The organism is Ancylobacter sp. FA202 (genome assembly GCF_000380205.1).
Taxonomy (GTDB): domain Bacteria; phylum Pseudomonadota; class Alphaproteobacteria; order Rhizobiales; family Xanthobacteraceae; genus Ancylobacter.
In genome coordinates this window covers 3,822,038-3,836,128 of the sequence record NZ_KB904818.1, presented here as the reverse complement: position 1 = coordinate 3,836,128, position 14,091 = coordinate 3,822,038, and the positions used below count along the sequence as shown (strand labels likewise).

The window sequence follows — 14,091 nt, the reverse complement described above, 5'->3', positions numbered from 1 at the left end:
GATAAGTAGGCGCCGCGACGGGCGAACCGCCGCAGCGCGCGAGAGCGGCAATCAGGCCGCGTTCTTTTCCAGGAAGGTGATGGCGTCGCGGACGGTCAGGATCGTCTCGGCGGCGTCGTCCGGAATCTCGCAGTTGAAGGCTTCCTCAAAGGCCATGACCAGCTCGACCGTGTCGAGGCTGTCAGCGCCGAGGTCGTCGATGAAGCTCGCATCCTCGGTAACCTTCTCGGGTTCGACACCCAGATGCTCGGCTACAATCTTCTTCACGCGCTCGGCAATATCGCTCATCGGTTCACCCTCGTCCGTATCCGGAGGTTGCTACGTTATACCATTTGGCCCCCGCGCGAACGCGGTGTTGGCGGCCTGCTTTTTTGCCCCGATTACAGGATGTCTCGAACATTTCCGCAATGGAGTTGCGGTGTTCAACCCTGTGAGCCGAGGCGGCTGTTAGCACACTTCAAACGCCAAAACCAGCACCGCAAAGGACAGGTTAACAGCGCTCTGGGTGGGCCTCGTCAGATCATGGCCATTCCGCCATTCACATGCAGCGTCTGCCCGGTGACATAGCCCGCCTCGCTGGAGGCGAGAAAGACTGCAGCAGCCGCGATATCCTCCGGCGAACCCAGCCGCGCGGCCGGAACAGCGGAAAGAATCGCCTGCTTCTGCTTGTCGTTAAGCACCTCGGTCATCGGCGTGGCGATGAAGCCCGGGGCGATGCAGTTCACCGTCACGCCGCGCGCCGCCACTTCCTTGGCAAGCGCCTTCGACATTCCGATCATGCCGGCCTTGGCAGCGGCGTAATTGCCCTGCCCGGCATTGCCGGTCACGCCCACCACCGAGGTAATGCCGATGATGCGGCCGGTGCGCCGGCGCATCATGGAGCGGGCGGCGGCGCGGGTCAGACGGAAGCCGGCGGTGAGGTTGACCGCGATCACCGTGTCCCACATCTCGTCGGTCAGCCGCACGAACAAGCCGTCACGGGTGATCCCGGCATTGTTGACCAGAATATCGACGTCACCCATGGCCTCCTCGGCCTGCGGCACCAGCTGCTCCACCTGCTCGATATTCGAGAGGTCGCAAGGCAGAACATGGGTGCGCTCACCCATCTCCGCGGCGAGGGCCTCAAGAACCTCGCGGCGGGTGCCCGAGAGCGCCACCGTGGCGCCCTGTGCGTGCAGTGCCTTGGCTATGGCTCCGCCGATCCCGCCGGTGGCGCCGGTGACGAGTGCCGTCTTCCCCGTCAGATCGAACATGGGAACCTCCTGGATTGCTGTCTCAAGCCTGCGCCGGCGCAGCGGCGAAGGCGGCGACGTCCTCGGGCGCGCCGATACTTACGGCGGCCACCTGACGGGCGATGCGCTTGGTGAGGCCCGCGAGCACCTTGCCGGTGCCGACCTCGACGAGCCGGGTCACGCCCTGCTCGGCCATGAAGGCCACCGATTCGCGCCAGCGAACGGTGCTCGTCACCTGCCGAACCAGAAGCGAGCGAATCTCGTCCGGTGCGGTGACGGGGGCCGCTGTCACATTGGCGACCAGCGGCACGCGCGGCGCGCGAACCTCAACGCCGGCCAGCGCCTCACGCATGGCATCGGCGGCGGAGGCGATGAGACGGCAATGGAAAGGCGCGGAAACGGTCAGCAGAATGGCGCGCGAAGCGCCCTCGCGCTTGGCGATCTCGCAGGCGCGCTGGACGGCGGCGACATTGCCGGAGACGACCACCTGTCCGGGCGCATTATCATTGGCGATGTCGCAGACCTCGCCCTGAGCGGCTTCGGCGGCGACCGCGCACACCTTGTCGAAGTCGAGGCCCAGAATCGCCGCCATGGCACCCGTGCCGACCGGCGTCGCCGCCTGCATGGCCGTGCCGCGCAGTCGCAGCAGCCGCGCAGTGTCAGCGATGGAGAGCGAGCCGGCGGCGGCAAGCGCCGAATATTCGCCGAGCGAATGACCGGCCACGAAGGCGGTGTCACGGGCGAGATCGAGCCCGGCTTCGGCTTCCAGCACGCGCACGGCGGCGAGAGAGGCGGCCATCAGGGCCGGCTGGGTGTTCGCCGTCAGGGTCAGGGTATCGATCGGCCCGTCCCACATAATCGTGGAGAGCTTTTCGCCCAGCGCCGCATCGACCTCGTCGAACACCGCGCGCGCCACCGGGAACTGGTCGGCGAGGGCCTTGCCCATGCCGACGACCTGGCTGCCCTGACCGGGGAAAACGAAAGCGATGCTCATGACGTTGCGATATCCATTCCTCTTTGAATTGGCGGCCGCAGGAACAACGCCCTGCGTCCCATGTCAAGCTGCAAGGGCGCGACCGTAGGGTGACGGCCGGCACTCGAGCATCTTGTCATTGTAAATGCATGGTGCGCCGATATGGAGGAACTCTCTTACCGTGCCTCTATCGTCGCGTCGCCGCCCATCCCTGCGACAGCGCAATGCGTTCGAACCCTTGATTTCCTGCTCTTTTGGCGTATAAGCCCGCGCACTGTCGGTCCCGGCCGGGGGCTGAACGGACGGTTGCGCACGGCTATTTGCCGGACGCGGCAGCGTTTCCGAGGATTCGCGTCGTCCCGTGTCCCCGCCTTCGAGAATATTCGAGCCTTTCCGGGCTCGAAGGGCTCGGCGTCGGGACGATGGCCGCAATAGTGCGGAACATAGGAAAGGCACGAAACATGGCTCTTTATGAGCACGTGTTCCTCGCGCGCCAGGATGTAACGGCGCAGCAGGTCGAGGAACTCACAGCACGCTTCAAGGGCGTGCTGGAAGCGAATGGCGGCTCGGTCCCGAAGGTCGAGTATTGGGGTGTGAAGACCCTCACCTATCGCGTCCGCAAGAATCGCAAGGCCCATTTCTCGCTGCTCAACATCGACGCCCCGCCGGCCGCCGTGGCCGAGATGGAGCGCCAGATGCGTATCGATGAAGACATTCTGCGCTTCATCACCGTTCGCGTCGAAGAGCTCGAAGAGGGCCAGTCGGTCATGCTGCAGAAGCGCGATCGTGACGATCGTGGCGATCGCGGCTTCGGTGATCGCGGCTTCGGCGGTGATCGCGGCTTCGGCGGCGGCGGGCGCAGCTTCGGCGGCGACCGTGGTGGTGATCGTGGCGATCGCGGCCCGCGCCGTGACCGCGAAGAGGCTCCGGCCAGCGTGGAGACTGAGTGATGGCTTTCGGTGGCACCGGCGGCGCAGCCGCAAACACCTCGGGCGCTCGTCGCCCCTTCTTCCGTCGTCGCAAGACCTGCCCGTTCTCCGGTGCCAATGCGCCGAAGATCGACTACAAGGACGTGCGGCTGCTGCAGCGCTACATTTCCGAGCGCGGCAAGATCGTTCCCTCGCGCATCACGGCCGTCTCGGCCAAGAAGCAGCGCGAACTGGCCCAGGCGATCAAGCGCGCGCGCTTCCTCGGCCTGCTGCCCTTCGTGATCCGCTGATCGCCTAGCGCCTTTGTCCCCGGCCACGGCCGGGGACGCTTCGTCAAGTGTTATGACAACAGGCCCCGGGCTTCCGGCGGCCTGGGCTGGGGTGGACGATGATCCTCCCCTAACCGCTAAGGGCGGGACAGCGTGTCGATGATTCAGAACTGGCTTATAGCGCTCGGTGCCGGCGCGGCATCTGCGCTCCTGGTCGCCACCGTTGCGACCGGCAGCCCGCTTGCCCTTCCCCTCTTCTATCTCGCTCCGCTGCCGGTCCTGATCGTCGGGCTCGGCTGGACGCATGTCTCGGCGCTGGTCGCCGCCTCGGCAGCGGCCGTCGCCATTGGTGTGTTCTTTGGCGTTGAGCTTCTCCTCGCCTATGTCGCCGGCGTCGGCCTTCCCGCCTATGTGCTCTCCTATCTGGCGCTGATGGCACGGGAGCCGCAGCCCGGCGCGCCGCTCGAGTGGTTCCCCATCGGTCGCGTGGTGCTCGCCGCCGCCATTCTCGGCTGCCTGGCGGTCGCCGCGCTGATCCCGCTGGTGGCGGGAAGCGTCGAAGGCTACCAGGCGGCACTGCGCACGCTGTTCCAGGCGATGTTCGAGGAAAGCCCCGGCGCGGGTGGGCCGGATGTCGAGCGGATGGTAGACCTGCTGGTCCTTGTCATGCCGCCAGCCGCCGCTGTCGTCACCATGGTGACCCAGATCGGCAATCTCTGGCTTGCCGCGCACATCGCCCGCCTCTCTGGTCGGCTGATGCGTCCCTGGCCGGACCTCGCGACGATTTCGGTGCCGCGTCCGGTCGCCGTGCTGCTCGTGGGCGCCGTCATCGCCACCAATCTGGCGGGCGGCTTTATCGGGCTGATGGCGCAGCTGCTGACCTCCACGCTGGTCATGGCCTTCGCCTTTATCGGGCTCGCCACGATCCACTGGATCACCCGCGGCGCCGCCGGCCGCGCGCTGGTGATCGCCACCGTCTGGATCGCCGCACTCGCGCTCGGCTGGCCATTCGCTCTGCTCGCGCTGCTGGGCCTCGCCGACACACTGTTCGGCGTACGCCAGCGCTTCCGAAAAGGCGGACCACCTGGGCGGCCACCGGCCGCTAACGACGTCTGAACTCACGCAACCTTTCCGCATTGACGCATTGAATGGAGAACTGAAATGGAAGTCATCCTGCTTGAGCGTGTCGCCAAGCTCGGCCAGATGGGCGAAGTCGTTCGCGTGCGCGACGGCTATGCCCGCAATTTCCTCCTGCCCTCGGGCAAGGCGCTGCGCGCTACCAAGGAGAACAAGGGCCGCTTCGAATCGATGAAGGCCCAGCTCGAGACGCGCAACCTCGAACTCAAGTCCGAGGCCGCCAAGGTCGGTGAGAAGATGAAGGGCACCGAGATCATTCTGGTCCGTCAGGCCGGCGAAACAGGCCACCTCTACGGCTCGGTCTCGACCCGCGACATTTCCGACGCCCTGACCGCCGCCGGCTTCTCGGTGGAGCGCCGCCAGATCGTCCTCAACCAGCCGATCAAGACCATCGGCGTGCATGACGTGCCGGTCACGCTGCATCCCGAAGTCGAAGTGTCGATCCGCGCCAATGTCGCCCGGAGCCCCGAGGAAGCCCAGCGCCAGTCGCGCGGCGAGGACCTCAGCGTCGTGCGCGACGATGAAGACGAAGACGAGTATGCGGAAGAGGCCTCCGTTGAGACCGACGAGGAAGCCGAAGCCGAGCAGGCCTGAAGCATTTACCTTGCGGAATACGCTTAAAGTCGAGGCCCGGCCGGTAACGGCCGGGCTTTTTTGCATGCGAAAACGCTCCGGCCATGTTGCGAGGCCGAAGATGTTGTGATGCAATGAGTGGCAGATAACAGACATGCCCAGAGCATGGGCAGGCAGTCTTCCCGCGGAGACGAGCCTTTGCGGTTTGTCGTCGCCGACTGCCAGTACTTTGGGATTGGCCGATGGAACGGTTGCTCGCCAAGGTCCTCGAGCGCATCGTGCGCCGTGGCTCCCTCAACGTCGTTTTCGCCTCCGGCGCCCGCGCCTTGTTCGGGGACGGCAGTGGTTCTGCACTCACTGTCCGCTTCACCTCCAATACCTGGCAACGCCACATCGTCCTCGACCCCGAACTCGCCTTCGGCGAGGCCTATATGGAAGGCGGAATGGTGGTCGAGCAGGGCGACATCGCCGAGGTGCTCGCCCTCCTGATGTCGCAGGTCGGGCTGCAGGTACCCAGCGCCAGCGCGCAGTTTTTCCTCCGGCTGCGCTTCCTCTTCCGCCGGCTCGCCCAGTTCAATCCGCCCGAGCGTTCGCAAAAAAACGTTGCCCATCACTACGACCTCGACGGCCGGCTCTATTCGCTATTTCTCGATGCCGACCGGCAATATTCCTGTGCCTATTTTGAAGCACCTGGCCAGTCGATCGACGACGCGCAGTTGGCCAAGAAACGGCACATTGCCGCCAAGCTACTCTTTGACCGGCCGGACCTCACGGCGCTGGACATTGGCTGCGGCTGGGGCGGGATGGGGCTCTACCTCGCTGGCCACGCCGGTGCACGCGTCACCGGTGTCACGCTCTCGCAAGAGCAGCTAGGAGTCGCCCGTTCGCGCGCCGAGGAACGGGGCCTGACCGGCCGCGCCGACTTCCGCCTGCAGGATTATCGCGATGTGCCCGGCCCGTTCGACCGCATCGTCTCGGTCGGCATGTTCGAGCATGTGGGCGTCGGCCACTACGATGAGTATTTCAGCAAGGTGGCGGCGCTTCTGAAGGAGGACGGCGTCGCCCTCATTCATTCCATCGGCCGCTCGGAAGGGCCTGGCATCACCAATCCATGGATCGCCAAATATATCTTTCCCGGCGGCTACATCCCGGCATTGTCCGAGGTGCTGCCGGCGGTGGAGAAGGCGGGATTGCTCGTTACCGACATCGAGATCCTGCGCCTGCACTATGCCGAGACGCTCAAGGCCTGGCGCGAACGCTTCCTCGCCCATCGCGAGGAGGTTGAACGGCTTTACGACCCGCGCTTCGTGCGGATGTTCGAGTTCTATCTCGCCTCGTCGGAAATGGCTTTCCGTCACCAGGGGATGATGGTTTTCCAGATCCAGCTCGCCAGGCGCGAGGGTGTGGTGCCGCTGACGCGCAACTACATCGCCGAAGGCGAGGCGGTGCTGCGCGACATGGAAAGCCAGAACCGCCCTGGCCTGCGTCTGGCGGGCGAGTAGCCCGACACCGCAGTGGCCTAGGGCCAGGCGTGGCAGAATCCCGTCAAGCGAGATTCGGCTTTCCACAGGCCCTCCACAGGAGAAGATAGGAACGATCCGATTCGTCCCGGACTTCTGCCCGGGGCGGCGCTAGCTGTTACGTCGACCCACCCGCACCCGGAACAGCCATGCTCGATTCTCCGAACCGCCCCCCGGCGGAGACCGACGCGACATATCGCACAGCCCCGCACAATATCGAGGCGGAGCAGGCCCTGCTGGGCGCGATCCTCGTCAACAACGAGGCGTTCTACCGGGTTTCGGACTTTCTGGAACCCCGGCATTTCTTCGAGCCGATTCACGTCGCCATATACGAGACGACATCGGCCCTGATCCGCGCCGGCAAGGTGGCGACACCGGTCACGCTCAAGACCTTCCTGCCGAGCGATTTCGACGCCGCCGGGCTGACCGCGCCGCAATATCTCGCCCGCCTCGCGGCCGAGGCGACGACGATCATCAACGCCGAGGATTACGGCCGCACCATTTACGACCTCTCGGTGCGGCGCGACCTGATCCACATTGGTGAGGAAATCGTCAACGAGGCCTATGAGGCGCCGATCGACGCCACGCCGCAGGAGCAGATCGAGGAAGCGGAAAAGCGGCTCTACGAGCTCGCCGAGACCGGCCGCTATGATGGCGGCTTCATGCGCTTCAACGACGCGCTGAAAGAAGCCGTCGACATGGCGAGCCGCGCCTTCCAGCGCGACGGGCACCTATCCGGCACCGCCTCCGGCCTTAGCGATCTCGACCAGATGATGGGCGGGCTTCAGCCGTCCGACCTGATCATCCTCGCCGGCCGCCCAGCGATGGGAAAGACCTCGCTTGCCACCAACATCGCCTTCAACGTGGCAGCTGCCTACAACTCGGAGACGCTGCCGGACGGCTCCATCCGCGCGATCGACGGCGGCGTGGTCGGCTTCTTTTCGCTGGAAATGTCGGGCGAGCAGCTCGCGACCCGTATTCTGGCCGAGCAGGCGGAGATCGCCTCCTACAAGATCCGACGTGGCGACATCTCCGAGCACGAGTTCGACAAGCTCGCCAGTTGTGCGCAGATGATGCAGACCATCCCGCTCTATATCGACGACACCGGCGGCATCTCCATCGCCCAGCTGCGTGCCCGCGCCCGTCGCCTGAAGCGCCAACGCGGCCTCGATTTCATGGTGGTGGACTATCTCCAGCTGCTCACCGGCTCCTCCAAGAGCTCATCACAGGGGCGCGTGCAGGAAATCACCGAGATCACCACCGGCCTCAAGGCGCTGGCGAAGGAGCTGAGCGTTCCGATCATGGCGCTCTCCCAGCTCTCGCGTCAGGTAGAGAGCCGCGACGACAAGCGTCCGCAATTGTCCGACCTTCGCGAATCCGGTTCGATCGAGCAGGATGCCGACGTCGTTATGTTCGTGTACCGCGAGGAATATTACCTCAAAGGCCGCGAGCCGAAGGAAGGCACCGAGGAATGGTTCAAGTGGGATCAGGACATGAAAGCGGCGCAGGGCGTCGCCGAGGTCATCATCGGCAAGCAGCGCCACGGCCCCACCGGAACGGTGAAGGTTTCGTTCGAGCCCCAGTTCACCCGCTTCTCCAATCTGGTACAGTCCGACCGTCTACCAGAGCCGTGAGAACACCATCTTGAGTGCTGACCTTATTCCGCCCGCCGAGGCCGGCGGCGTTCTCACCCTCGACCTCTCTGCCCTGGCGGCAAATTATCAGGAATTGGCGCGCCGCGCGGCACCGGCCGCCTGCGCCGCTGTACTGAAGGGCGACGGCTACGGCATCGGCCTGGCCGCTGCCGCCAGAACCCTGTGGCAGGCGGGCGCGCGCAGCTTCTTCGTGGCCCTCCTCAGCGAGGCACGCGACCTGCGCGACCTGCTTCCCGAGGCGGAGATCTTCGTCCTCAACGGCCTGTTCCCCGACACGGAGGCAGCCTATCGGGAACGCAACCTTCGGCCGGTGCTCGGCAGCCCGGCGGAAATCGCGCGCTGGCGGGCGTTCTGCGAGCACACCGGCGAAGAACTTTCAGCAGCGATCCACGTCGACACCGGCATGAACCGACTGGGGCTGACACCGGCCGAGGCGGTGAGCGTCGCGGAGGGGCGCGCCGAGCTCGGCTTTCCAATGGCGCTGCTGATGAGCCACCTCGCCTGCGCCGACGAACCTGATCATCCTCTCAATGCGCGCCAGCTGGAGGATTTTCGCGCCATCGCCGCGCTGTTTCCCGACGTGCGCGCCTCGCTGGCGAACTCTGCCGGAACGATAGGAGACCGGGCCTATCATTTCGACCTCGTGCGGCCTGGCATCGCTGTCTACGGTGGACGCCCACGGGCGGATGTCGCGCCCTTGCGGCCGGTGGTACGGCTGGAACTGCGCATCGCCCGCATCCGGCATGTCCATGAAGGCGAAACCGTCGGTTATGGCGGCGCCCATACCGCGATCCGTCCTTCGCGTGTCGCGATCCTGTCCGCAGGCTATGCCGACGGCATTCCGCGTCTTGCTGGCGCCTCAGACCTGCGCCCGGGCGCGGAAGCCGTGGTCTCCGGCCATCGCTGCCCGCTGATCGGCCGCATTTCGATGGATCTTCTCGCCGTCGACATCACCGAAATCCCCGAGGATGCCGTCCAGCCCGGCGATTTCGCTACGCTGCTGGGCGACGGACTGACGCTCGACAATCTGGCACGCCACTCGCACACCATCGACTATGAAATCCTCACCTCGCTGGGTCGCCGCTATCACCGTCGCTGGGTGTAATTGGAACGCATGCGCCCGGTTGGCAGGCCATGGCGCACGCCGTCACGGAATGCCTGGACGACTTCATCGCCATTGCAAAGCCAGCCGGGAGCAATGAAGCCCCGTCCGATCTCAAACTGGATATCGACCCGCGTGATGCGCGGACCCGCCTCGCCCATCCGCTTGCGAAACTGGAAATTGCGCACCTTGCTCCAGGGCACGGCTCGTCCCGACCAGAGCGTGATGCCCGCCTTGTCGATCCGATAGACGTGCAGCCGCCGCCACAGCCACAATAAGAGGCTTCCGATGCCCAGCGTTAGCGGTAGCATCGTAAGGAATATAACGATATATCTTCCGTTCAGTCGGGTAATAATCGGTATTTTCCACTAATTGTCGCACCTTAACAAAGTCTCCGGCCGCATCAATGGCCCTGCGATAGGGCGAATGCAAGAGTTGCGCCAGGCGCATTTTCCGTGGATACACATGCGCCCACCTCGTTTCCGCCGCGTTGGCTGGTGGCAGACGAGTAAGACGGTCTGATCTCTCCACTCACTGGTTCACTCATGGCAAAGCGCACGGCATCCTTCATCTGCCAGATCTGCGGCGCGGTGCATTCGCGCTGGCAGGGCCGATGCGATTCCTGCGGAGCGTGGAATTCGATCGCCGAGGAAGCGACAGCTACTGACACCATGCCGGCCAATCTGCGCGGCGGCCGCCGGGGGCGGCTCATCGCGCTGGAGAGTCTCACCGGAACCTCGGAAGACGCCCCCCGGGTGCAAGTCGGCATTTCCGAGCTCGACCGCGTTGCCGGGGGCGGCATCGTGCCAGGCTCGGTGCTGCTGATCGGCGGCGATCCCGGCATCGGCAAGTCAACTTTGCTAATCCAGGCTTCCGCGGCGCTGGCAGGCGCCGGGCACCGCATCATCTATGTCTCCGGCGAAGAAGCCGTGGCTCAGGTGCGGCTGCGAGCCGAGCGGCTGGGTCTCGCCGGCGCCCCGGTGGAACTCGCCGCCGAAACGAATGTCGAGGACATCGTCGCCACTCTGTCCGAGGGTCGCCGCCCCGCGCTGGTGGTAATCGATTCGATCCAGACCATGTGGACCGACACCGTCGAGTCCGCGCCCGGCACGGTGACGCAGGTACGCTCCTCGGCGCAGATTCTCATCCGCTACGCCAAGCGCGCTGGCGCCGCCGTCATCCTGGTCGGCCATGTCACCAAGGACGGCCAGATCGCCGGCCCGCGCGTGGTCGAGCACATGGTGGATGCGGTACTGTCCTTCGAAGGCGACGGCGCTCACCATTTCCGTATCCTGCGCGCCCAGAAGAACCGCTTCGGGCCCACCGACGAGATCGGTGTGTTCGAGATGACCGGCCTCGGCCTGTCCGAGGTCGCCAACCCGTCCGAATTGTTCCTGTCCAACCGTGACAGCGGCGCCCCCGGTACGGCGGTCTATGCGGGCATGGAGGGCACGCGACCGGTGCTGGTGGAAATCCAGGCGCTGGTGGTGCCGACCAGCCTGGGCACGCCACGCCGGGCGGTGGTCGGCTGGGACCCCAGCCGACTGTCCATGGTGCTGGCGGTTCTGGAGGCGCGTTGCGGCATCAAGCTCGGCGCGCATGATGTGCACCTCAATGTCGCCGGCGGCTTCCGCATCAGCGAGCCGGCAGCCGATCTCGCCGTCGCGGCGGCGCTCATCTCCTCGCTGGCAGGAACGGTACTGCCGCCGGACAGCGTCTATTTCGGCGAGATCAGCCTCACGGGCGCCGTGCGCGCCGTGCCTCACGCGGTGGCGCGGCTGAAGGAAGCGGCCAAGCTGGGCTTCACCCGTGCCGTAGCGCCGGCGGCCAAGGGCGCTGGCGCCAGCGGACGGGAGCCGGCCGAAGCGCCGCTCGCGATCGACGCCATCGCCTCTCTTGGGGATATCGTGGCCGCCATTGCCGCCAAGGGACCGCGCCGCGCCGCAGCTCCCTCGCAAGAGGGATGACGGGCGCCCGACGCCGCGCTATACCTCGCCCCTGCCTCCTGCGAGGCTGGAAGGCGCAGATTCGCTGCGCTTTCCCGTGCATGCCACCTCGACCACGGTGAGATCGTCTTGACGCTCCTCGACATCATCCTGATCGCCGTGATGGTCGTGTCCGGCCTCCTCGCCATGGTCCGCGGGTTCGTGCGTGAGGTCTTCGCAATCGTCTCTTGGCTCGCGGCGGCGCTGGTCACGCTCTATGCGTATCCGCACGCCCTGCCCTTCGCCAAGCAGTACATCACCAACGACACTTTCGCGATGGCGGCCACGGTCGGCGCGCTGTTCATCGTCACCCTGCTGATCGTCTCGATTATCACGGTGCGAATATCCGACCTCGTGCTCGACAGCCGCATCGGCGCACTCGACCGCACCCTCGGCTTTCTGTTCGGCCTCGCCCGCGGCTTCTTGATCATGGTTGTGGCCTTCCTGTTCTTCAACTGGCTGGTCCAGAACGAGCAGGGTCAGCCGGAGTGGATTCGCGACGCGCGGGCCAAGCTGGTCTTGCAAAGTGCGGGTGACTGGCTCATCTCCATTCTGCCGGAAGACCCCGAGAGCCTCATCCGAGAGATGCGCAGCTCGAAGGACGCCGAGCCGACCGAGCCGCCGCCTGAGCCCGTTGCACCGGGCACCACGCCGGCAACGCCGAGCCCGGTGACACCGTCGGCGCCTTAATTCGACCGCGCCCATGGGACAAGGCGTCCCGGACGTAGTTGCTTTTGAGCATAGTGGAGCGGGCGCAGCCTTGAACTGCGCCGAGGAGCGAAGATCCTATGGCCGATCTGATGGGTGATCACGTGGCGCCGAAATCGGCGGAAGCGGGCGATTTTTACGACGAATACGGGGACACGCTGCGCGAGGAGTGTGGCGTGTTCGGCATTTATGGCCACCCCGATGCGGCCGCGATCACCGCCCTCGGCCTGCATGCGCTTCAGCATCGCGGTCAGGAAGCGGCGGGCATAACCACTTATGACGGCAGGCGTTTTCATTCCGAGCGCCGGCTTGGCCTGGTCAGCGACGCCTTCTCCGACGGCGAGGCCATCAAGCGCCTGCCCGGTCATATCGCGGTTGGCCATGTGCGCTATTCGACGACCGGTGAGACCATTCTGCGCAACGTCCAGCCGCTCTTCGCTGAGCTCGACGGCGGCGGCTTCGCCATTGCCCATAACGGCAATTTGACCAATGGCCTGACGCTTCGCCGCCAGCTCATCCGCGACGGCGCGATTTGCCAGTCCACCTCCGACACCGAGGTGATGCTGCACCTGGTCGCGCGCTCGAAGCGCCCGCGTTTCACCGAGCGCTTCATTGACGCGCTGCGCTCGCTGGAAGGCGCCTACGCCTTTGTCGGCCTCACCAACAAGAAGCTGGTGGGCGCCCGCGACCCGCTCGGAATCCGGCCGCTGGTGCTCGGCGAGCTCGACGGCCACCCGATCCTGACCTCCGAGACCTGCGCCCTCGACATAATTGGTGCGCGTCACGTGCGGGACATCGAGCCCGGCGAAGTGATCGTCTTCTCCTCCGACAAGGTGGAAACGCTGCGCCCCTTCGGCACCGTGGCGCCCCGCCCGTGCATTTTCGAGTACATCTATTTCGCCCGCCCGGACTCGGTAGTGGGGGGGCATTCGGTCTACCAGGTCCGCAAGACCATGGGCATGCAGCTTGCCGCTGAGGCCCCGGCCGATGCGGACCTCGTGGTGCCGGTGCCGGATTCCGGCGTTCCGGCGGCCATCGGCTACTCCCAGGCGTCCGGCCTGCCCTATGAGCTTGGCATCATCCGCAACCATTATGTGGGCCGTACCTTCATCCAGCCGACTCAGTCGGTGCGCGACCAGGGCGTGCGGATGAAGCACTCAGCCAATCGAGCGGTGGTCGAAGGCAAGCGGATCGTGCTGATCGATGACAGTCTGGTGCGCGGCACCACCTCGGTGAAGATCGTGCGGATGATGCGCGAGGCCGGCGCCCGCGAGGTGCATTTCCGCATCTCGTCGCCGCCGATCACCCATCCCGACTATTACGGTATCGACACGCCGGACCGCGACAAGCTGCTGGCCGCCACCCACGACCTCGAAGGCATGCGCCGCTATATCGGCGCCGACAGCCTCGCCTTCCTGTCCATCGACGGTATCTACAAGTCGATGGGCTATGAGGGCCGTGATCCGCTGCGCCCGCAATTCACCGACCATTGCTTCACCGGTGAATACCCCACCCTGCTCTCCGATCGTGAGGGCGAGGTCGCGCCGCGTCAGCTCTCGCTGCTCGCCGAGGCGAGCTGACCGATATGGTCGAGCTTCGCGATTGGCATCGCGGCCGGTTGATCGACCATATCTCGCTGGTCGTCACCGATTATGAAGCCTGCCGCCTCTTTTATGCGACTGTCCTCGCGGTGCTTGACGTGCCGCTGGTCGAGGGCGACGGCTATTTCTTCGCCGACGAACTCTTTGTGTCGCCGGGCTCGCCACCGACCGGGCGGGCCCATATCGCGTTCCAGGCAGCGGACGAAGAGACTGTGCGCCGCTTCCACGCCGCCGCGCTTGCCGCCGGCGGGCGCGATAACGGGCCGCCTGGCCTGCGCGACTACCATCCCGGTTATTACGCCGCCTTCGTGCTCGATCCCGAAGGTAACAACATTGAAGCGGTCACTCACGGCCCGGCCCGGCGGTCCGCGCCTTCCTTGGTTATGACCGACGACGCTTGAGCCTTT

The 14,091-nt window shown here is 65.4% G+C and carries 15 protein-coding genes; 11 read left to right on the top strand and 4 right to left on the bottom strand.

Going from position 1 to position 14,091, the window contains the following annotated elements; genetic code table 11:
• Window positions 1-51: 51 nt before the first annotated feature.
• The 3 genes from A3M1_RS0117630 to fabD form a co-directional block, all read right to left on the bottom strand.
• On the bottom strand, window positions 52-288 hold the full coding sequence (locus A3M1_RS0117630) for an acyl carrier protein (protein ID WP_018390320.1): 237 nt from the start codon (window positions 286-288) through the stop codon (window positions 52-54).
• A gap of 227 nt (window positions 289-515) precedes the next feature.
• Window positions 516-1,253: a 3-oxoacyl-[acyl-carrier-protein] reductase gene (gene fabG / locus A3M1_RS0117625; protein ID WP_018390319.1), complete on the bottom strand. Its 738-nt coding sequence runs from the start codon at window positions 1,251-1,253 to the stop codon at window positions 516-518.
• 22 nt (window positions 1,254-1,275) lie between these two features.
• The gene (gene fabD / locus A3M1_RS0117620) at window positions 1,276-2,226 is read right to left on the bottom strand and encodes an ACP S-malonyltransferase (protein WP_018390318.1); all 951 of its coding nucleotides are present in this window, start codon (window positions 2,224-2,226) and stop codon (window positions 1,276-1,278) included.
• 440 nt (window positions 2,227-2,666) lie between these two features.
• On the opposite strand from fabD, the gene rpsF reads away from it, so the two are divergent.
• From rpsF to alr, 7 genes are all read left to right on the top strand, one after another.
• Complete coding sequence (gene rpsF / locus A3M1_RS0117615) at window positions 2,667-3,155, top strand: 30S ribosomal protein S6 (RefSeq protein WP_018390317.1); 489 nt, start codon at window positions 2,667-2,669, stop codon at window positions 3,153-3,155.
• On the top strand, window positions 3,155-3,424 hold the full coding sequence (rpsR, locus tag A3M1_RS0117610; protein ID WP_018390316.1) for a 30S ribosomal protein S18: 270 nt from the start codon (window positions 3,155-3,157) through the stop codon (window positions 3,422-3,424). Before rpsF ends, rpsR begins: the two co-directional genes overlap by 1 nt.
• Window positions 3,425-3,562: 138 nt before the next feature.
• Window positions 3,563-4,519: a DUF2232 domain-containing protein gene (locus A3M1_RS0117605; RefSeq protein WP_018390315.1), complete on the top strand. Its 957-nt coding sequence runs from the start codon at window positions 3,563-3,565 to the stop codon at window positions 4,517-4,519.
• A gap of 45 nt (window positions 4,520-4,564) precedes the next feature.
• A complete protein-coding gene (rplI, locus tag A3M1_RS0117600; protein WP_018390314.1) occupies window positions 4,565-5,134 on the top strand; it encodes a 50S ribosomal protein L9 in 570 nt (189 codons plus the stop codon).
• Between the two features lie 221 nt (window positions 5,135-5,355).
• On the top strand, window positions 5,356-6,615 hold the full coding sequence (locus A3M1_RS0117595; RefSeq protein ID WP_018390313.1) for a cyclopropane-fatty-acyl-phospholipid synthase family protein: 1,260 nt from the start codon (window positions 5,356-5,358) through the stop codon (window positions 6,613-6,615).
• Window positions 6,616-6,782: 167 nt separating this feature from the next.
• Entirely contained in the window at window positions 6,783-8,267 is a 1,485-nt protein-coding gene (locus A3M1_RS0117590) for a replicative DNA helicase (protein ID WP_018390312.1), read from the top strand.
• 10 nt (window positions 8,268-8,277) lie between these two features.
• Window positions 8,278-9,393 carry an alanine racemase gene (gene alr, locus A3M1_RS0117585; RefSeq protein ID WP_018390311.1) on the top strand — a complete coding sequence of 372 codons (1,116 nt, stop codon included), beginning with the start codon at window positions 8,278-8,280 and terminating at the stop codon, window positions 9,391-9,393.
• On the opposite strand, the gene A3M1_RS0117580 is transcribed toward alr, so the two are convergent.
• Window positions 9,375-9,665 carry a hypothetical protein gene (locus tag A3M1_RS0117580; protein ID WP_018390310.1) on the bottom strand — a complete coding sequence of 97 codons (291 nt, stop codon included), beginning with the start codon at window positions 9,663-9,665 and terminating at the stop codon, window positions 9,375-9,377. The two genes, alr and A3M1_RS0117580, sit on opposite strands and share 19 nt — an antisense overlap.
• A 270-nt stretch (window positions 9,666-9,935) precedes the next feature.
• Between A3M1_RS0117580 and radA the strand changes: the two genes are divergently transcribed.
• The 4 genes from radA (at window position 9,936) to A3M1_RS0117560 (ending at window position 14,085) form a co-directional block, all read left to right on the top strand.
• Window positions 9,936-11,357: a DNA repair protein RadA gene (gene radA / locus A3M1_RS0117575; RefSeq protein WP_018390309.1), complete on the top strand. Its 1,422-nt coding sequence runs from the start codon at window positions 9,936-9,938 to the stop codon at window positions 11,355-11,357.
• Between the two features lie 102 nt (window positions 11,358-11,459).
• Complete coding sequence (locus A3M1_RS0117570; protein ID WP_245261898.1) at window positions 11,460-12,065, top strand: CvpA family protein; 606 nt, start codon at window positions 11,460-11,462, stop codon at window positions 12,063-12,065.
• Between the two features lie 98 nt (window positions 12,066-12,163).
• Window positions 12,164-13,663 carry an amidophosphoribosyltransferase gene (gene purF, locus A3M1_RS0117565; RefSeq protein WP_018390307.1) on the top strand — a complete coding sequence of 500 codons (1,500 nt, stop codon included), beginning with the start codon at window positions 12,164-12,166 and terminating at the stop codon, window positions 13,661-13,663.
• A 5-nt stretch (window positions 13,664-13,668) separates the two neighbouring features.
• Window positions 13,669-14,085 carry a VOC family protein gene (locus A3M1_RS0117560; protein WP_018390306.1) on the top strand — a complete coding sequence of 139 codons (417 nt, stop codon included), beginning with the start codon at window positions 13,669-13,671 and terminating at the stop codon, window positions 14,083-14,085.
• Window positions 14,086-14,091 lie beyond the last annotated feature (6 nt).